The 19,169-nt window shown below is 44.8% G+C and carries 26 protein-coding genes; 23 read left to right on the forward strand and 3 right to left on the reverse strand.

What is annotated here, in order from left to right:
* The first annotated feature begins 21 nt into the window (after window positions 1–21).
* The 19 genes from M1J35_RS06115 to M1J35_RS06205 all read left to right on the forward strand — a co-directional run bounded on the left by M1J35_RS06115 (window position 22) and on the right by M1J35_RS06205 (window position 13,454).
* Entirely contained in the window at window positions 22–636 is a 615-nt protein-coding gene (locus M1J35_RS06115) for an HAD-IA family hydrolase (RefSeq protein WP_254653032.1), read from the forward strand.
* Between the two features lie 397 nt (window positions 637–1,033).
* Window positions 1,034–1,204, forward strand: coding sequence for a hypothetical protein (locus M1J35_RS06120; RefSeq protein ID WP_254653033.1), 171 nt, complete (start codon window positions 1,034–1,036; stop codon window positions 1,202–1,204).
* Between the two features lie 210 nt (window positions 1,205–1,414).
* The gene (locus M1J35_RS06125; protein WP_254653034.1) at window positions 1,415–2,056 is read left to right on the forward strand and encodes an SDR family oxidoreductase; all 642 of its coding nucleotides are present in this window, start codon (window positions 1,415–1,417) and stop codon (window positions 2,054–2,056) included.
* Window positions 2,057–2,206: 150 nt separating this feature from the next.
* Window positions 2,207–2,887, forward strand: a complete 681-nt coding sequence (locus tag M1J35_RS06130) for a hypothetical protein (RefSeq protein ID WP_254653035.1) — start codon at window positions 2,207–2,209, stop codon at window positions 2,885–2,887.
* Window positions 2,884–3,621, forward strand: coding sequence for a hypothetical protein (locus tag M1J35_RS06135; protein WP_254653036.1), 738 nt, complete (start codon window positions 2,884–2,886; stop codon window positions 3,619–3,621). The genes M1J35_RS06130 and M1J35_RS06135 overlap by 4 nt, the downstream gene beginning before the upstream one ends.
* A 100-nt stretch (window positions 3,622–3,721) precedes the next feature.
* Window positions 3,722–4,162 (forward strand): hypothetical protein, encoded by a 441-nt coding sequence (locus tag M1J35_RS06140; protein WP_254653037.1) that lies wholly within the window; start codon window positions 3,722–3,724, stop codon window positions 4,160–4,162.
* Window positions 4,155–4,571: a hypothetical protein gene (locus M1J35_RS06145; RefSeq protein ID WP_254653038.1), complete on the forward strand. Its 417-nt coding sequence runs from the start codon at window positions 4,155–4,157 to the stop codon at window positions 4,569–4,571. The genes M1J35_RS06140 and M1J35_RS06145 overlap by 8 nt, the downstream gene beginning before the upstream one ends.
* Before the next feature lie 22 nt (window positions 4,572–4,593).
* Complete coding sequence (locus M1J35_RS06150; RefSeq protein WP_254653039.1) at window positions 4,594–5,685, forward strand: hypothetical protein; 1,092 nt, start codon at window positions 4,594–4,596, stop codon at window positions 5,683–5,685.
* A gap of 117 nt (window positions 5,686–5,802) precedes the next feature.
* Window positions 5,803–6,192, forward strand: a complete 390-nt coding sequence (locus M1J35_RS06155) for a hypothetical protein (protein WP_254653040.1) — start codon at window positions 5,803–5,805, stop codon at window positions 6,190–6,192.
* An 87-nt stretch (window positions 6,193–6,279) separates the two neighbouring features.
* Entirely contained in the window at window positions 6,280–6,723 is a 444-nt protein-coding gene (locus M1J35_RS06160; protein WP_224521324.1) for a cell wall hydrolase, read from the forward strand.
* Between the two features lie 125 nt (window positions 6,724–6,848).
* The gene (locus M1J35_RS06165) at window positions 6,849–7,304 is read left to right on the forward strand and encodes a DUF2268 domain-containing putative Zn-dependent protease (RefSeq protein WP_254653041.1); all 456 of its coding nucleotides are present in this window, start codon (window positions 6,849–6,851) and stop codon (window positions 7,302–7,304) included.
* Between the two features lie 8 nt (window positions 7,305–7,312).
* A complete protein-coding gene (locus M1J35_RS06170; RefSeq protein ID WP_254653042.1) occupies window positions 7,313–7,810 on the forward strand; it encodes a DUF2268 domain-containing putative Zn-dependent protease in 498 nt (165 codons plus the stop codon).
* A 75-nt stretch (window positions 7,811–7,885) separates the two neighbouring features.
* Window positions 7,886–9,658, forward strand: coding sequence for a M3 family oligoendopeptidase (locus M1J35_RS06175; RefSeq protein WP_254653043.1), 1,773 nt, complete (start codon window positions 7,886–7,888; stop codon window positions 9,656–9,658).
* A gap of 123 nt (window positions 9,659–9,781) precedes the next feature.
* Window positions 9,782–10,570, forward strand: coding sequence for a class I SAM-dependent methyltransferase (locus M1J35_RS06180; protein WP_254653044.1), 789 nt, complete (start codon window positions 9,782–9,784; stop codon window positions 10,568–10,570).
* A 5-nt stretch (window positions 10,571–10,575) separates the two neighbouring features.
* A complete protein-coding gene (locus M1J35_RS06185; RefSeq protein WP_254653045.1) occupies window positions 10,576–11,022 on the forward strand; it encodes a GNAT family N-acetyltransferase in 447 nt (148 codons plus the stop codon).
* A gap of 27 nt (window positions 11,023–11,049) precedes the next feature.
* Complete coding sequence (locus M1J35_RS06190) at window positions 11,050–11,667, forward strand: NUDIX hydrolase (RefSeq protein WP_254653046.1); 618 nt, start codon at window positions 11,050–11,052, stop codon at window positions 11,665–11,667.
* Window positions 11,668–11,720: 53 nt separating this feature from the next.
* A complete protein-coding gene (locus M1J35_RS06195; RefSeq protein ID WP_254653047.1) occupies window positions 11,721–12,008 on the forward strand; it encodes a TIGR04104 family putative zinc finger protein in 288 nt (95 codons plus the stop codon).
* A gap of 18 nt (window positions 12,009–12,026) precedes the next feature.
* The gene (locus tag M1J35_RS06200) at window positions 12,027–12,629 is read left to right on the forward strand and encodes a hypothetical protein (protein WP_224521316.1); all 603 of its coding nucleotides are present in this window, start codon (window positions 12,027–12,029) and stop codon (window positions 12,627–12,629) included.
* 276 nt (window positions 12,630–12,905) lie between these two features.
* Window positions 12,906–13,454, forward strand: coding sequence for a GNAT family N-acetyltransferase (locus M1J35_RS06205; RefSeq protein WP_254653048.1), 549 nt, complete (start codon window positions 12,906–12,908; stop codon window positions 13,452–13,454).
* Between the two features lie 271 nt (window positions 13,455–13,725).
* On the opposite strand, the gene M1J35_RS06210 is transcribed toward M1J35_RS06205, so the two are convergent.
* Window positions 13,726–14,277, reverse strand: coding sequence for a GNAT family N-acetyltransferase (locus M1J35_RS06210; protein WP_254653049.1), 552 nt, complete (start codon window positions 14,275–14,277; stop codon window positions 13,726–13,728).
* Window positions 14,278–14,305: 28 nt separating this feature from the next.
* Window positions 14,306–14,731 carry a YybH family protein gene (locus M1J35_RS06215; protein ID WP_254653050.1) on the reverse strand — a complete coding sequence of 142 codons (426 nt, stop codon included), beginning with the start codon at window positions 14,729–14,731 and terminating at the stop codon, window positions 14,306–14,308.
* A gap of 144 nt (window positions 14,732–14,875) precedes the next feature.
* Between M1J35_RS06215 and M1J35_RS06220 the strand changes: the two genes are divergently transcribed.
* Both M1J35_RS06220 and M1J35_RS06225 read left to right on the forward strand, forming a co-directional pair.
* Window positions 14,876–15,817: an RNA polymerase sigma factor gene (locus M1J35_RS06220; RefSeq protein ID WP_254653051.1), complete on the forward strand. Its 942-nt coding sequence runs from the start codon at window positions 14,876–14,878 to the stop codon at window positions 15,815–15,817.
* Between the two features lie 76 nt (window positions 15,818–15,893).
* On the forward strand, window positions 15,894–16,268 hold the full coding sequence (locus M1J35_RS06225; RefSeq protein WP_254653052.1) for a VOC family protein: 375 nt from the start codon (window positions 15,894–15,896) through the stop codon (window positions 16,266–16,268).
* Window positions 16,269–16,306: 38 nt separating this feature from the next.
* Here the strand turns inward: M1J35_RS06225 and M1J35_RS06230 are convergent, their stop codons facing one another.
* A complete protein-coding gene (locus tag M1J35_RS06230; protein WP_254653053.1) occupies window positions 16,307–16,780 on the reverse strand; it encodes a GNAT family N-acetyltransferase in 474 nt (157 codons plus the stop codon).
* 129 nt (window positions 16,781–16,909) lie between these two features.
* Here M1J35_RS06230 and M1J35_RS06235 point away from each other — a divergent pair, with 129 nt between their 5' ends.
* Entirely contained in the window at window positions 16,910–17,380 is a 471-nt protein-coding gene (locus M1J35_RS06235) for a DinB family protein (RefSeq protein WP_254653054.1), read from the forward strand.
* A 15-nt stretch (window positions 17,381–17,395) separates the two neighbouring features.
* Window positions 17,396–19,156, forward strand: coding sequence for a M3 family oligoendopeptidase (locus tag M1J35_RS06240; protein ID WP_254653055.1), 1,761 nt, complete (start codon window positions 17,396–17,398; stop codon window positions 19,154–19,156).
* Window positions 19,157–19,169: the final 13 nt, after the last annotated feature.

Consider the following 19,169-nt stretch of genomic DNA (forward strand, 5'->3'; position numbering starts at 1 on the left):
ACATAAGAGAGGGGAATGGACATGTACAAGCATATCATTTGGGACTTTGACGGCACTCTTTTTGATACATACCCTGTGATGGCGGAAGCCTTCAAAGACACGTTGGACAGCCAGGGAATCGAGGAACCGTTAGAGGACATCATAAAACAAATGAAGGTATCGATGACTCACACTTTCAAACACTATGGTGAAAAATATGGGATCGGGGACGAGTTTATCTCAGCCTACAATGTCCGCAGAAAAGAAGTCGAGTTCGATTTGTCCAAGCCCTTTGAAGGAATCGCTGAAATATGTAAGTATATTCATGAATCGGGGCGAAGGAATTACCTGTACACCCACAGAGGTGAATCTTCCATCACGATGCTGGAGAGCTACGGGCTGACGGGCTACTTCTCTGATTTCATCACCTCCGAACACGGATTTGAAAGAAAGCCGAGTCCGAATGCCATTCAGCATCTGATCCGCACCCATGATATCGATCCATCAGAAGCGATCATGATCGGCGACCGGGATCTGGATCTCGAATCGGGGAAAAATGCCGGAATCAGTTCCTGCTACTTTGCAGATGAGATGGTAGAAAACCCTCACGCTGATTACGTCGTGACGAGTGTGGAGGAATTGTATAAGATTATTTAAGGATGGAGACCATTGAGGGACGGACCTTGGTGGTCTTTTGTGGTTAATTTTGGTAAACGGCGCATAAAACAAAATAATGACGCAATTATCGCGAAAACGACGCAATAAATCTGAAAATGACGCAATTAATAAAAAAACGACGCAATTCCAGTCCACCGACGTCCTTCTAAACATATATCCACTCTTCAAAAGTCTATAATTCTCTCTAAATTGAAAAGATCTTCCCATTCGATACCTGTTCTTATACAAATTAATATCTCTGCTCTGGATAGATCACTCTTCTATTCATTTTTTTCTTATGATAGCTGCATATATGATGTTGACTATCCCTATAAAGAAGATAAAAAAGTAGGGGATTTCCATAGAAGTGAATCGGTTCAAACTATATACTGTACCGATGGCAAAGATGAACGCGATAGAGGTGGAAATCAGTAGATTCTTCACTTTGGTCAGATACCTCATGCCAAAAACAAAAACAGAGAACAAGACCGTGAAGATGGGCCATTCTGAAAACGGCAAAGAAGGCAACACAATTAATGAGACGGCGATTATGACGATTAAAAAATAAGCTGCAATCACAGTACCACTTCCTTTTGATGTATACATACCCAAGGATGGATCTTTTAAGCTTCACTTTCAAAGGTGCTCCCCCGTGTTTTGAATCTCCCCATTTCGGATACATTATATGAGCACACACCAAACAGATGATTTGTCATCACCCTGCCGAACATGTGATGATAAATTCATACCAAAATTATCGGAATAAGGAGATGAGGTTATGAACGTAGCAGTTGTTGGAGCAAATGGACAGATCGGGAAGCAAGTGGTCGGATTCTTGAAGGAAGACGGACATACTCCGAGAGCCATTGTGAGGAAAGAAGAGCAGGTACAGTCGTTTGAACAAGAAGGCGTGGAGGCTGCACTGGTTGATTTGGAAGGCCCTGTTGATCAAATCTCGAATGGATTGAAGGGAACCGATGCCGTCGTATTCTCTGCAGGATCAGGTGGCAGCACGGGTTCAGACAAGACCCTCCTCATCGATCTTGACGGAGCGGTGAAAACAATGGAGGCCGCAAAAGAGGCAGGCATCGAACGCTTCATCATCGTGAGTGCGCTGCAGGCTCATCATCGTGAGAACTGGAATGACTCCCTGAAGCCTTATTATGTGGCGAAGCACTTCGCGGACCGTGCACTTGAGGACAGTGGACTTACCTATACGATCATCCGTCCGGGTGGATTGCTGAACGAAGAAGGCACCGGCAAAGTATCGGCGGCTGAGAATCTTGAAAGAGGTTCCATTCCGCGTGAAGATGTGGCGAGAACCATCGTGGCATCGTTGACGGAAGCGAGCACGTTTAATAAAGGATTCGATCTTATTTCTGGAAGCACTGGAATAGAAGAAGCTGTTAAAAACGTATAAATAAGAGGAAAGAATGATCATCGTTGGATGGTCATTCTTTTTTTTATGTAAAATCGGGAGGACCAGTATATGGATACAGATGGTAAAATAGGGTGCAGATAGAAAAAAGGGGTGATATTCATTATTAATATCGATTATTCATTTAGCATCGTGTCCACCTTGATGTCCATCATAGAATGGGCGGTCATTGGCTATCTTGCATTTAGAGTGTATAAAAAGCTTTCGGCAAAACCAAAGGTGTGGAAAGTCATCCTTGCCATATTTGTCGGCATGTTTTCCTTTACCATCAACATGGAATGGTTTCATACCTTAGTGAAAATTCCAATCCTGCCACTTGGCGTATGGATTCTATACGCAGTTCTTAATCGTAAAGAGGGTCGCTGGGACACCTATCGTCGGTTTGCCTGGATCGGATTCCTGGCCAACTTCATCTTCCTGGCAGGAACCCTGCTCACCATTCCGGTCCAATCACTTCTCTATCCAGAAAGCCATCTATCCACCTACATATCAGGGACCAAAGAAGCTTCCCTCAATGTCATCCATCCATCTGGTGAGGGACGGACCTTGGATCAGGAGGAACTGAAGAAGCAGCTTTCTGATGTGGAGCAGGTCGAATTTGAAAGTTGGCAATGGTTTGATGAAGCAGGCGGCCGTTACTCGAATCACGAACGCTTTCCGTTTCAGTTGGTCGGCACCAAGCCGAAGTGGGGAAGCGGTCTCGAGCCGGATATCTATGTGGAGCAGGACGGGAAAGGGATCCTCATCTCAACTCGAAAGACTCAGTATTATTACCACTTCCCTGAAACGGTGCTGAAGGAGGCAAAACGATGAAGAAGAGAAGCATCCTAGCTGGGGGACTCCTTTTCGTAGGGTTATTTGCCTTCTATTGGCTGTATGTAGAGAAAACAGATTCACGTCCAAAAAATGAAGAAATACTGTCACAAATCAATTCCTCCCTTCACAATGCACAAGCCATTGAAATACAGGATTTTCTGAAGCTCGATGATGGTCATGGGGTGGCACCTTTCATTTCAGATAGGGAGCAATATGGTGTTAGCTATTGGGAGAGACATCTGACCGGATGGAAGGTAATTAGCATCCGGACCGACGGGGAGCCAAAGGTATGGGAGCTCGATGGGAGTGATCCGTCTAGCTTCCATATCGTCTGGAACATCAACCCCGGCAGTGACATTCAAACATTGCAGTATTATTTCACGAGGGAGAGGGGTTACTCGAGTAGCGGAGAACAACAGCATTATGTTCCCGGTATCTTGATGAAGACTGAAGCCTCTTTGACAGGCAACTCCTACGGGGCAATGAAGGTTCCCGGAGAATGGGGAGATGCATTGACTTTATCAGATGGCAGTGATGCTCCTGACCCACTCTTCGGGGATAACATCAATATGGGAATACACTCCCGGTTCGGCTGGATACCACTTGATGAGAATAACAAGGAAGTCGAATGGAAAAACAGTACAAACAACTCAAGTTACTACAAAGGGAATGTACGGGAGCAACATATGCAGCTGCTTGACCAGTATCAGATTGAACAGGGCGAGTTTTGAGAAAAAAGAGGGATGATCCATAACCGGGTCATTCCTCTTTTTAGGTTGAGAATATTGTTTAGATTTGGAATAATTGGTATAAGGATACAGGTGATTCGAAATGAACTATTTTTTCAAAATAAATGTGTTCAGTTTGTTTTATGCCCTCATGATTCTAGTTCCGGTCGAGCTGATGGTGAATGGTTACCGGTTGACGAGGCTGACGGGCTGGGAAATGGAAACGGTGATGAATACGATTGGATTCCTGATTGTCACAATTTTTCTGATGGGAACGGTCTTCCTCTACTTTCTAACAGGGAAGTGGATGGAAGGGCGGAGGGCGAGCTATTGGACGGCGGTTCTTTGGTTTCCGTATTTTCTGCTATTTACGTATATTATCGCTACATTCTTTCCGACGACATATGGGGGAGATGCTCCTAATCCTGCAGCGGGTTTAGTGATGATCGGGGCGTTGGTCACTTTTCCTTTTTATGTATTGGTGTTGAATTTCATGAGTTTGAGTACGGAAGACTATCAAAAGGAGGGATTCAAGCTTGAGTAGAAACATCATCGGTTTTTCATTATTCGCACTTGGAGTGGCCTTATGGGTATGTGCATCCTTGTTTCGTTTTCTGATTACCTCCGATATCCCGGTAAGCTTTACTCCGGAGGAAGCCATGTTTACGCAGAAAGCATTTGTTGCTGCGGGAGTGCTCATTCTAGTGGGAACATTAACGGCAAAAGCAAATGCGTTTCACCTCATCGCATTTACACTATTTGCTACAGTAGCGGCTTTTCAGTTTTACATGAACGTCAATTATCACAGTTCAGCCACTTATTATACGGAGGAATATGCTGTACTGGCGAATGTGAGTAGTTATATCGCACTCGCACTGGCATTGATCAATTTGATTTTAATTATGAAACCTTATTTGAGAGTATTGAAAATGAGGGTGGACCTAAAAAAATAATGAAATGAAAAAAGGAGAAAAAATGTTAAAGCCATTTCTAACAACCACAGCACTTACAGAACAAGAACTCATCAACCAAGCTCTTAAAAACGAAGGACTAAAACAAATCTCAAGTGATTCCGAGATCACCAGATTAGGAGAAGGTGCATGGCACTACGCTTACTTAATCGAGGCAGAACAGCTCGTCCTCCGCATCCCAAAGAGAATCGCCTATGAGAAGGAGGTCGTCTTCAACAAGGACGAGCTGACGGCGGATTATGCCGGGACCAAGGCCTTTTATGAGCATGCCAACAGGACGGGGAAAGGGATGTGTCCTGCACATTACGAATACCATGTTTCTGAAGAGTTAACCTATACGATTGAAACGTATGTCGGAAAATCAGTCGGGCTTGCCGGACAGAACCCGGACCAATCGAAACGGTATGGAAGAGAACTGGGTGAGTTCTTCCTGGCCCTCGAGGATCTGAATTCACCCATTCGAGGCATCGGATACATAACTGTCGGGGAACAAGGAGAGATTAAAGGCCAATATGAGGGTGACCTGAGTGCGTTCATCCGGGAAGAAACGGAAGAATACCGGGAAGAATGGGAGTCGCTTCTTGAAAGCTCTTACTCTTTTGATAAGGAAAAAGTGAAAGGCACAGGGGATGAGCTGATTGCCGCCCGCTCCGTCGAACGGGAAAAACTCGTCCTGACGAATCAGGATACATCGCCTGAGAATATGATTTTTACTAGTAGCGGCGTCAAAATGATTGACCCGTTCCCGATTATCTATACAGGAACTTCCCTCGCTGCCAATTACGTCTTCAACTACCGGACACTGTTTCATGCCCTGCACAACACAAAGCGGCATGGTAAGAACCAATACCATCTCTTGATCCCACAAATGAAGGCCAGTGCAGAAGGGTTCGTGGAGGGGTATGTGAACGGTTCGAAGCAGAAATGGAATGACCTGAATGTGGAAGTGTACTTGAAGCTCGTCACCATGACCCATGAACATGATCAGCTTCTGAAGCAGGAATCTTTGAGCCGTGAGCAAGTGATCCGGTACGGGAGGAAGGAGCAGATACAAGAGCGGATGAAGATCTTCTTAAAAGAACTTGAAGAATTTTAATTCGGTACATGGGGGAATAGATATGATTCAAAAAAATGGTTGTGGCGATCCTCTGCCTCGTTTTGATTTTTTTCATATACACCCAATCTATACAGATGAAGATGGAGAGGTAAGATCATGAAAAAGAGGCTCATTCTGTTAACCTTCTTCTTGGGAATAGGTTTCTTCTACTATATGAGTATAGGTTTTAAAGTGGACTATGAAGAAATTCGACTGGAAGAAGCACCCCAAAATATCAGGAAAGACATTTATAAAGACACAAGTGTAACAGGTTTTCGGGCTTTTCAAGAGGGACAACATACCTACATATATTACAAAAGCAATGACACGAGAAATGATTATATAACCACGAGCGTTGATATGAGGTGGAAAGCCGGGGGCATTGTGGCGATGGCAAGGGTTGACTATGCCGCAAATGACGGGGATATTAGTTATGATCAGCTGATTAAAATGGACCATAGGTCATCAAAAGACATGAAGTACGAAGAGAAAATTATGTTAAAGTAAGCACCAAAAACATATCCAACTCTCCTTTTGTAATAATTCCTGACATGAAACCCGTTATTCCTCATAAACTATTCTGAGGTGAGTAAAATGCCAAGAGTCAAATACACCGATGCCGATGTAGCCTTGATGGCGAGGATGATGAGAGCGGAAGCGGAAGGCGAAGGGAAACAGGGGATGCTGTACGTGGGCAATGTCATCGTGAACCGTGCGAAGGCGGAATGTTTGGATTTTAAAAAGGTTAGGAGCATCCGCCAGGTCATTTTCCAGGTGCAGGGTGGGAATTACTCCTTTGAAGCGGTCCAAAAAGGAAATCTTTTTTATAACAGAGCAAGATCGGTTGAAAAGAAATTGGCCAAAAAGAATCTGGATTATTGGGCCATGCATCCGGCGAAATATGCCCTTTGGTATTTCAATCCTTATGCTCCTTGTCCCCCTACATGGTATGATCAGCCGTTTGCGGGACAATTCAAAAATCATTGTTACTATGAACCTGCGGCAGGGACGTGTGCAAGTGTATATACCGGTGGGTGAGGAACGTGAGAACTTCCTGGTTAGAATCGGGTGGTTCTTTTTTTTGTTCATATCTATTTGAAACTATTTCCAAATGAGAAGCGTATAGTTAGGTACAAATGGAAATGAATGGAGGGGATGGACACATGAAGACGGTTGGGAAGGCGTTACTCATACCGGCATTATGCTTCATGTTTGTGGGATGCTCCAATAAAGAGCCAGTGGATAAGAAGGAACAGGAAACGCCTATCACCTTCTCCCACGAGGAACAGAATTTCGAAATCATTTATATGTATGATGAAGTGCAGGAGTACGTAGACACCGTACGGGAAAAGACGGGAAAAAGCAATGAGACCGTGTTCATTGAAAAGGTGTTTGAGCCATTTAAAAAGAAGTCCAATATGGAGGAAATCAGCTTGCGATATACGTTTGATCCGTCCTCAGAAGTGGACAAGCTTGCAGAATCCATAAAGGATTTGGAAAAGGACAAAGATACGACGAGCGGGATTATAAAAGAAGCATTGCTAAAATCCGCTAAAGAACTCCCTGGTAAGGATAAGAAATATATTATTTTTCCAGCGAACCCAGAGATACGTTCATAGTGGAGCAAATGGGGGGGGTATCAGGGTTTGTCTTGTCAGAGGACGTCATTGTGTTGCAACTTTCACCATCCATGCAAAAAGACATGTTGAAGTACACTGTCGCTCATGAATACCACCATCTCTTGGCGGAAGAAAGTAATCGGGGAACGATCAGGACCATCCTCGGCGGGGTCGTGGTGGAAGGGAAGGCAGATGCCTTTGCTCATACCATTTATCCAAAGATCCAGGCCCCTTGGCAAGAACCGATGACACCGGAGGAAAAGGAAAAGGTAGTAGCTGAGATTACGGAACGTAGATACTCCGATGATATGAAGGCCTACGAGAAGTTAAGAGCAGGAAACTCTTCTAAAGGCATTCCCCAATGGGCCAACTACAAAATCGGATATGAAATCGTCCAAAGCTACAGGAAGAATCATCCTGAAATCTCGATGGAACGATGGACCAGCATGCATGAAGCCGAAATCATAGCAGGAAGCGACTTTGAGAAAATCACGGCCTATGATTGAGACGAACTCAGACTTCAGTCTGATGTAAAATTTTCCATTTTTCTATACCATCATAAGTAATAGGAGGGGATTAGTGTGAACCAAGTACGTGATAAACAATGGAATCTAAGAAATGTACGACCGGGAAGCGGGCCGGTGAAAGATCAAATTCAGGAGATTCTTCTACATATCGAGGAAACGCAATCCGTATTGAAGCATGGGATGAATCCCGATGAAGCGGTTGACATCACGAAACGTGTGCAGGACCTTTATACGAAAGCGTTTCACATGGATGAATATATCATCTGCCTGCTATCAGTAAATGTTCTGGACGGGGAAGCGCAGGATCTAAGCGCCAGAAGCACTCAGCTGCAGGCAAAAATGGACACCTTGCTCCTCGGATATAGCCAGTGTCTTGCCCATATGGCGGATGAGGACTGGGAAGCCTTCATCGGACGCAGGGAAGTGGCAGGCAGTGAGCGGTTCTTGAAGCAACAAAGACGAAAGGTGAAGGACCAACTTGATCCCGAGATGGAGAAGCTGATTCATGCCCTTTCCGTTGACGGATTTGCCGGGTGGGAAGATCATTATGATCAGGAATACGCCCGATTGAAAGTTCCTGTAACGGACAATGGGAAGACAGAATACATTTCTTTTGACATGGCTTATATTCGCGGGATGCTCTCAAATGACCGGGAGACGAGGATGGAAATGGGTGAAGCCATCTCCAAGGTTTGCCGTGAGAACGAAAACCGGTTTGCCTCGATCTTCAACCATTTTGCGGGTTTCCGAAATGAACTGTACCAGCTGAGAGGATGGACGAATCCCCTGAAGGAAATGTTCGAACAAAACCGGATCAGTGAAAGGTCCGTGAACACCATGATGGAGACGCTCCATCAGCACAAATCCCTGCTTCATCGTTTTTTTGAACGAAAAGCCAAACTCATTCAAATGGAAAAATTGAGCTGGTATGACATCTATGCTCCAACCTTCACGTCCAAGACGACCTTGACGTATGAGGAAGCGGCAGACATCGTGATCGGACAGTTCCGTCGCTTCAGTGAGAAGCTCGGCCAATTTGCCCAAACGGCCTTTGAAGAAGGATGGATTGACGCAGAGCCAGGAGATTCCAAACAGCACGGTGCCTTCTGTGCTTCATTCCCGAATGCGAAGGAAAGCCGCGTCATGCTTTCTTTTACGGGCAACTACAACGATGTCGTCACTATCGCTCATGAACTGGGCCATGCCTATCACAATTCCCTGCTTCATGAACAGCCTGGCTTCTCCCACAAGGTGGGGACGGGACTAGCTGAAACAGCTTCGACGTTCGCGGAAAATCTCGTCCTGGATGCGGCGATTGATAGGGCGGAAACAGAAGAAGACCGGCTATCTCTATTGGAGATGAAAATCACCAACGGACTGAAATACACCACCTTCATCCCGGCCAAGTTCGAGTTCGAAGCGGCCTTTTACAAAAAACGACTGAACGGGAAGCTTTCAGCAGGAGACATTGTTCAACTGATGGAAGAAACAGAAAGGGACTGGTTCCATGACTCCGTGGATGAAGTGTTCACCCATAACTGGATGACCATCCCCCACTTCTTCAGCACGGAGAAAGCTTTTTACAATCTGCCGTACACGATCGGCTACCTATTCAGCAACGGAGTCTATTCACTCTATCAACAGGACAAAGAAACATTCCCTGAACGGTACGACCAGCTGCTTACACGATCGGGGAACCATTCCATGGACGAACTGAGCATCGAATTCCTGCAGGAAGAATTAGGGACGGACTTCTGGGAGGCGGCTGTACGCCCGTTGAAGGAAGCGGTTGAGATGTATTTGGAAGAGACGGAAAAGTATAGTTGAGTGTGAGGGCAATCTCTGTCATAGGAGGTTGCTTTTTTTCTTCCCCTTTTTATGAAAAATGATTGAGTTCATCCTTTCCATTTGAAATAATTGGTAGGAAGCTTATGATGGAGGTTTACACGAATGAATACATACGGTACCGAATTATTTAAGGGATCAGCACCCTATTATTCCAAATACAGACCCACCTATCCATCTACTTTAATCAGATTCCTAGTAAAAGAGTTCTCATTAAACGGGGAACAAAACCTCCTGGACCTGGGTTGCGGGACAGGACATCTGACCATTCGGTTTTCAGATTGGTGCAAAAGAATTGTCGGGATCGACATGGAACCGGAAATGATTGAAGAAGCGAAACGGCTGCACGAGGAATTGAGGGTAGGAGAGATCCAGTGGTTCAATGGGACGTTGGAAGAATACAACCATCCTCAACCATATCACCTTGTGACGATCGCCAAAGCCTTTCACTGGATGGACCGGGAAAAGGTGTTGGATGAATTATTTGACATCGTGACACCAGGTGGCGGGGTAGCGGTCATAGACAACTACGAGCCCGATAAGACATTGAAACCATGGCAAGAAAGATTTAATGAACTGGTCCATAAGTGGTATGGAAACGAACGGAAAGCCGGGAACTCCACCTACACCCATCCCGTCACCCCTCACGAAGACATCCTTTCTCAATCTAAGTTCAACCTTGAAAAACATACTCTGCCTACATACGAAATCACCTGGACGATCGAGTCGCTGCTCGGGAACCTTTACTCGACTTCATATGGCTCGAAGCGTTTCCTTGGATCGGATGTACCTCTATTTGAACGTGAAGTGAGAGAGGCGATGCTTGAGATGAGTGCATCGGGAGTGTTTAAAGAGGAGTCGAGGTTGTCGGTGAAGATTGGGAGAAAGGGGTAATCGTGATGGGGAAATACAGGGTGGTTACCATAACAAATCTACTTGAGCAAGACTTACATACGTTAGTACAAGAAAGTAAAGAAGACGGTTTCGGCTTTGTTGAAAGACTTTTGAATGACTATCGAGAAGGAACCAATCGTTTCAATAAACAAGGTGAAGCTTTATACGGTATTTATGATCATGGTAATGAGCTCATAGCGGTAGGTGGGCTGAATGTCGATCCAACTTCGGCTGAAAAAGGCAGAGTAAGAAGGTTTTATGTGAAAAAGGAGCACAGAAATGAAGGGATAGGAACTCTTCTATTAAAGCAAATCATCTTTGATGCCAGACGCTCTTTCAATGTCTTGGTCCTCCATACAGATACCGAGAAAGCGAATCATTTCTATACATCGTTCGGTTTTACTAAAGGCGATCGGTATCCGAATGCTACGCATTATTTGGATATCAATTAATTGGTCATACGAAGGGAGTGCAAAGCGATGAGCGATAAATGGTTGGAATGGGCGCAGCGGATACAGGCTTTATCTCAATCGGGTCTGGCCTTTTCCCAGAATCTTTATGATAAGGAAAGGTATGAAGAATTAAGGGCGATCAGCACGGAAATCATGCAGGAACATACCGGCTTGGAGATGACGAAGATAAAGGATTTGTTCGCGAACGAATCGGGCTATCAGACACCGAAAGTGGACGTGAGGGGTGTCGTCTTCAAAGACGATAAAATCCTGATGGTCAAAGAAAAAATCGATGACAAATGGGCATTGCCAGGCGGATTCTGTGACATCGGCCTGTCCCCTAGTGAAAACGTCGTAAAAGAAATAAGGGAAGAGTCAGGATATGATGTCACCCCTGTAAAATTACTCGCACTGCTCGACTTGAACAAACATCCCCATCCCCCGCAGTCACACCATTACTACAAAATATTCATTCAATGCAGGTTGAACGGCGGAGAAGCCAGAAACGGCGTCGAGACGAAAGGGATCGGTTTTTTTGAAGAAGACGATTTACCGGAGCTGTCCGTTGGAAGAAATACAGAATCGCAGATTAAGATGATGTTTGAATTTTTGAGGAATGGTGGGAAGGAAGCGGTGTATGATTAAACCGGTTTAAATCATACAAAAAGGCTGTAGATAACCATAAGGGGGAGTGGCTGATGGCGCGCTGTATCCATTGTAAAGCAAACTTGTCTTGGTTTTATATTTTCAAGAGATTAATGATTATGAAAGGACTCGATATTCAGTGCCCTTCCTGCCGTCAGAGGTTATATTTCACATCCAATTCAAAGAAGATCCTGGTTGGCATGACCATGCTGATACCCGTGTTATTTGTGCTTGCATTCATGCTTGGCCATATGGCTCTGTTCATGGTGTGGATCATTGGATTTATGTTAGTGCTGCCATGGTTGGTGACTGTATCGGAAAAGGAAGAACCGATATTTTAAAATAAGGAGGTTGATCAAATGAGACGCATGCCGTTCGAACGACCAACGGAATATTATGATAATAAGCTTCTCCCTATCGATGAGGAACTATGCTCATTGCTACAACAAAGAAAACAAGTATCCCATAAAAATCCGGGTTATCCAAAACTCGAAGATATTGCAAAATGGGCAGAAAAGTATGATCTGTATGAGGACCTTTTAAGGTCTATCTTTGGGGTGCTTGAAAATGAAGAGGCTTTCAGACCACAAATTGAACCCGTGGACTTTCAAAAATATATACGTATTTTACAAGCGGTTGAAACAGAAGAATGTTTATATACCGTTCCGTTTATAAAGCAATATGCCAATGCAAGTGTGGTCCACCTGAACATCGACAAGGAGTATGATGAAAGCTATGAACGAGAAAGGTTTCACCGAAACAGCTTCTGGCACCTGGAGATAGGGAACCGCTATGATTGCCGGGTAACGGGTGGAGGCGGATCGCAGGAACATACGAGTTTTGACTTTATTGTCACTCCAAGGTTACCTGAAGACCTATCCGGCATGACCTTGACATTCAAAGAATATGGTACTCCTTTTAAAAAGAAGCCGACGGGACTTGAAGTAACGTTCAATCTTTAAGCAGACGATTGCATGGAGGTTTTATTATCTGGTGGATGCAAAGTATCTTTAAATATTCGTGGAAAGTCATCGTGTTATATCTATTTTTCACCTTCTTTTTGGCAAACGGATTTATTATGGGATTTGACACCTGGGGCGATGATCGATTTCAGTTCAGTGACATAGTGGCGCCATTGTGTTTCATTATTTCTATCATTTTATTAATGATTATAAGAAAGTTATCGATACGGGAATTTAATGAACAGTATCCGGATGCTTCAGAGGAATAGTAGGAGAGTGGAACGAATCATGGAACGAATTCCAACTAAATGGAAAACGAAAAGATTAATAGTAGAAGATCTCAGAAACGAGGAGATTCACAGCGTTCAGTCTCTCTATGAAAAGGGCAATTACATCCATCAATGGGACGGCGGATCGTTGGATGAAGGGTTTGTTAAGCGCTGTTTCTTGGAGGGCGACCTGCCACCGGGGGGAACGAAAGAAAATTTTAGGATTCAGGTGATCCGGATGAAGGAGTCCGAAGAATTAGTCGGGCTTCTTGTCAGTTATCATGGTCACCCTGTCTTGGAATCCTTTTACATCAACTATCTTTCGATTGATCCTGACTATCAAAAATTAGGCCTGGGGCAGGAAGTTGGGGAGGAATTCCTTGAAATCGTGAAACACCACGAATTCAAGGAAGTTCGTGCCAATGTCGCGTTGAAGAACTGGGGAGCCATTCGTTTCTGGACAAAGCTTGGGCTTGATACGATTAATGGAATCTACGGAGATTCTGAGTATGGAGAAAATCGCTTTGCGGATATGGAGCTAGTGAAGAGATTTTAACGAAGGGGTTTTTACCTAAACGATGAAAAAGGCACTTGGGATAGTATTAATGCTTACTTGGATCACGTTGTTTTTTTACTATTTTAATATGATCATGCGGAAAAATATATTCTACTGGTTAGTGGCGCTACCGGTTGTTTATGTTTCGTCGGCATTCATTTTAAGGAAGTGTGGAATTGAAATATGATGATTTGACCGCTGAAAGGTAGCGGACACTCATGGAACTGAAAAGACCGGATGCCATTTGTAGAGAACTTCCCTTAGCCGTTCCCTATGGACTTAGATCCATAGACCATATTAATTTCACTTCATTCTCTACTAAAGAATCACGGTATCCATGTGGATCAATCGTCTCTAAAATAAATCCCTTGCCGGAGTAAAAGGTACAAGCCGGGGCATTCACGTTTTGGGTTTCCACCATCAGTGTTTGGTAGTCTCGTTGTTTTGACCAAAGGATGACCGCTTCAAGAAGCCTGCCACCAACGCCTTTGCCCCTGGCATCGGGCTGCACGCGCAAGTCCCATAAGGTCGCGGTGCCTTCTGTTTCTGGAGCCACCGTAGCGGCCCCTACGTACATGCCGTCTTCAATAGCGAGGAACAATCCCCATTCATCTAAGTCAAACTGCTTGGTCCAAGAGAGCGGATGACAATCCTGTAAGAGGTCATAGTCCTTCACATAGGGAGTGCAAGGCTTTTCAACCAACCGAAGCCCTCCCAGCCCGTTGTGAATGGGACAAACGTGTAGCTCGGTTGTCACTTCGTATGCAATTGAAACGGTTGCGTATTGGGAAAGCTTTGAACGGTCAATTTGTTGAATGTGCATGGTGTCCTCCGAGTCTGTCTGATTATTCCTACCTGAGCCCGAACATCCCTTTCCCATCCTCCATACTAATCGGCAATGATGAATGTTCGTGAGTGATCAGCCACGTATCCTTTACTTTTTCCAAGCAGAATGTAAAGCGGTTCGTCATCTGGCGAAGTTTCTCCCCCGATGCTTCTTTGTGGGCAGCATATGTCACGGCACAATGGGCAAAAGCGAGATTGGCATTTTCCTCGATCACCACATCCTGAAAGTCGACTTTCAGTATTTCTTCTTCAGCCTTTAATCCGATGAACCACTCCGTCACATTCTCCTGCCATGAAGCAAGGCCGATACACTCCCATTTCCCCCAGCAGTCATAGATATGGACAGCGGGATCATAGATGGAGAGGAAGCTTTCGATATCTCTTTCGTGAATCGCATTTTTGTATTGTTCGAGCACATCCTGGACGTTCATTATCTCATCTCCTTTGATCTCATCTTTAACTATTTCAAGACATTGAGGTGAATTCCCTCCTAAAAGTATTCAGAATTTTCCTATCGTAAATGTTCACTCTGTATTAACATGAAAATAAAATGGTAAACAACGAAAGAAGGAGAAATGATGACCACACAATTGAGCGATGACATGAGAGGGATCGAACAGCGGTTTAAAAAGGAAATTGAGCCCTATCGAACGGATCTCTGGCACTACTGCCATCGATTGACGAGATCCCAGTGGGATGCAGAGGACCTGGTGCAGGATACATTGTTTAAGTCCCTGGCCATGCTTGCCAAAATGCATCAGCCTGTAAAGATGAAATCGTATTTATTTAAGATTGCGACCAATCTGTGGATTGATCGTTATAGAAGAAATCCATATATTGTAGAGGTTTTGGAAGAAGAACTTCAGCCTGACCACACGTCAGCCATTGATCTTGAACTCATGGATCATCTCGAGTTTCTTATCCAGCATCTGACTCCCCATCAATATGTCTCACTCCTTCTCGCAGAGGCTTTCCGGTTCAAGGCGAGTGAGATTGCAGGCATGATTTCGACGACGGAAGGGGCTGTGTATACCAATCTGACGAGGGCAAGATCGGTCCTTCGAAAAGCAAAGGGAGGGCAAATAAAATCGACACCCGTCCTTGATCTTGTCCCCAATGCGACCCTCAACACATTATTGAATGGTTTCAGAAATAAGGATCCCGAGTTGATTGCATCAGTGTTGAGTGAAAATGTCACAGTCAATATCGTCCATGCCGGGATTGAAGTCGGCAGAGATGAAGCGAAACGGAACTCCCTCAACGACTGGAAGGAAGTCGTCGATGCCCAGCATCAAATTGTGGTGGAATATAAAATGCTTTGGGGTCAGCAGGTTGTCGTCGAGATGGAGAGGAAGAATGATGGAGACCTGTACCTCAATAATCTTCATATAGTCGAGACAGTGGGAGGTGAGGTCACTAACTGGACTTTCTATTGTTTTTCATGGGATTTGATGAAGCAAGCGGCTGAAGAGCTCCGTGTGAAATTGAACGCCACCTGTTTTTATCATATTTTTTAAATTTACCTGTAAGGTTTTGACCGTTTCCTGCGTTGTTATGTATGAAGACATTCAAATGATAAGGAGCGGTAAATCAATGAAAAGTCCGATATTAAATCAAATCAATACTGTGTTCGTCCATGTCAGCAATCTGAAGGATTCCGTCCGATGGTACTCGGAGTTACTGGGCCAAGAGTATGACGTCGATCAGGTGGAGGATCCCGTCTATAACCTGACCATCAATCATTTTACCGGTCTTACTCTGGATGCAGGACCAGATGGTGTCATGAAAGAGGCTGGTCGTAGTAAGCATCCTCTCTTTAATTTCCACACTGAAAATATTGAAGAAGCTTATTCGTACGTAGAACAGCTGAACTATGAAATCGTCTCTGACATTACAAGGTTCGATGATTTTTCCTTTTTCGTCATTCAGGATCCCGATGGAAATCGGATAATGATTTGTACAGGATAAAGAAACAGGAATGCCCAAGATAACGGGCATTCCTGTTTTTATATGTTCAAATGGAGAACACGCTGAGGTCCTTTAGGTCCCACATATTCTTCGTTATGGTCGGTGAAGCCCGTCTTCAGGTAGAGACTGATGGCTGCCTGGTTCCGTTTGTTGACGCCGAGGACCACTTCGTCCGTCTCGGGAAGATGCTCCCTCATGAAACCTGGCAGCTGGTTGAGCCCCTCCTTGGCAATGCCTTGTCCCTGGTGTCTTGCATCAATAGAAAAAGAGGTTAAGAGTCTTGCTTTTGGATTGGACGAATATTTACGAAGCTTCTCCCCGTTCTCCAATGCAAAATAACCGACAGGGGTGTCATCACTCAGGATCACTATGTGACGGGTGTCTGGCGAGATGGTGGGATTTTGGATTTTATCTAGGGGCAGGCTCGTGAATTGGAGCTGGTCTTCCGGGAGATGGAAGTCCTTAAGTTGATGTTCATAGATTCGGTTGTATAGGGATAAAGTGATTGGCATGATGATTCCTCCGATTTAGCAGTATAAAGAAATTATAATTGATTTAGAAAATTGGGACAAATAATGATTGGAAGATAGTAGAAAATAAGGTAAAATAGGAACGCATGTTTGATTAGGGGGTTATTAGAGATGAATGCAATTCAATTAATCATACTCAATTTGGAAGAAGTGAGACGGAGAAGCGTAAAGCTTTGGTCTGGCATTCCGAAGGACTTTTTACATTGGAAACCTGATGGTGAGGCCATGTCTTGTATCGAGATGGTTCGTCATGTGTTAGAAAGTGAACATTATTATCATTTGGCATTAATCAATGGAGGGAGTTTAAGTGAATACGAATCACCCTTTGCAGGTAAGCCGTACATTTCAGTGGAAAACGAGTTGGAGTTTGCTGAACCGTTCAGAAAGAGTTTTCTGGAGTATGTATCGGAATTGAACGAAGGATCTTTATCTGAAGTTAAGATTGATCGTTCGGATGTAGGATATGTGAGAGAAATGGGCGATATGCTGATGAGAATCGCTTATCACGAATCCGTTCACGCCGGTCAGTTATTGGATTACTTACGAACAGGCGGGATTGCGAGGGCGAATCTCTGGGATTAGGGGGGAGAATGGAATATGAATCATACGGAATATAAGACGGTTTGGAATCTCGACAGCCTCTTCAACGGGGGAAGTGCATCACCTGAATTGGAAAATCATATGAAACAGACGAAAGCCAGGGTTTCCGAGCTGGAAGAACTCATGCAGAAAGTGACGCCAGTCCCGGATCAACTGGAGAATATTCTTAAACGCCTCACGGAAATAAAGGTTAGGATAGCACAAATGAGGTCATTTGCGATCTGCCTGCTTTCGGTGGATCCGGATGACCAGGGAGCCCAATTTTATAGGGGGGAATCAACGACCCTTCAATCAAGATATGAATCTATGACGAGTGACTTGAAGAGAGTGTTAGCTTCCATAGAGGAAATGGAATGGGAAAGTCTGCTTGCTTCAGAGAATCTCAAAGATTATCGCTTCATCCTGGGAGAATGGCGAGAAGAAGCAGAACGGGAGCCTTCACGGGAAGTGTCGAATCTCATGGTAGACGGATATCATGCATGGGGACAATTCTATCAATCATACATGAGCAGTATCAGGGTGCAGGTGAGGGGAGAGGAGCTTTCGGTTGGACAGGCGATCAATCTCCGAACGCATGCCGATGAGTCGGTCAGAAGGGAAGCCCATGAAGCGCTGGTGGCAAAATGGACTGAGCACGAGGGACAGTTTGCTCAAATCCTGAATCATCTGACAGGCTTCAGGTTGAATATGTATGAGAGCATGGGCGTCGAGGATGTTCTTCAGATTCCTCTTGCGCAAAATCGGATGAAGCCGGAAACGCTGGATGCGATGCTTTCGGTGATGGAGAAGTATAAAGAGCCTTTTACGGAATACCTGAATGTGAAGGCAGGTATGAATGGCGATGCCAAAATGAAATCCTATCATTTCTGGTCCCCGATGAATCACGATCATCAAGGAATGGAGTACGATGAAGCAGCAGCGTTGATCGAGGAGCGGTTTCGTGCATTCGGAGCAGAAATGGGGCGGTTTGCGGAGACGGCATTCCGTGAAGGATGGGTGGAAGCGGAAAATCGTCCCGGTAAGTCGGCAGTTCCGATTTGTGCAGGGTTTCCCTTGACGAGGGAGTCGAGGGTGTTCATGACGTTTCCCGGCTCGTTTAAAGGTGTGCTGACCCTGGTACATGAATTAGGGCATGCTTTTCATAACCATGCAATGAAACAAGTGAACGGGATGAACAGGTCGTATCCCATGAATTTGGCGGAAACGGCGTCGACCTTTGCAGAGATGATCATCTTAGAGAACGCCATGGAGCAAGCGGAGACTGAAAAAGAGAAGCTGTTCCTACTGGATGAGAAATTGAAAAGGAGCGTCATGAACTTCATGAACCTGCATGCGAGATTCATCTTTGAGAAGAGGGTGCACGAAGAACGGAGAAAAGGGTTCATACCGGCCGCACGCCTGAACGAGCTGATGGGGTCGGCTATGGAAGAGGGGTATGGGGGAGCCCTTGATGAGGTCCCGGTTCATTCATGGATATGGACGCCCCATTTTTATAAAACAGAGTCTCCTTTCTATAACTTTCCGTACACCTTTGGGTATTTACTGGCCCTCCATCTTTTCGCCAGGGCGAAGGAAACAGGAGAAGGATTCGAGGACGATTACTTGGCTCTCCTGCGGGATTCAGGCAGCATGTCGGCAGAAAAACTCGTCATGAAGCATCTGGGGGAAGACATTACGAAGGAATCCTTTTGGGAAAAAGGGATGGAGCTGTGCGTGAAGGATAGTGAGGAATTTGTGAGATTGGCGAAGTTACAGTGAAGCTGCTTCAACT

Source organism: Rossellomorea sp. KS-H15a (assembly GCF_024195245.1).
Lineage (GTDB): Bacteria > Bacillota > Bacilli > Bacillales > Bacillaceae_B > Rossellomorea > Rossellomorea vietnamensis.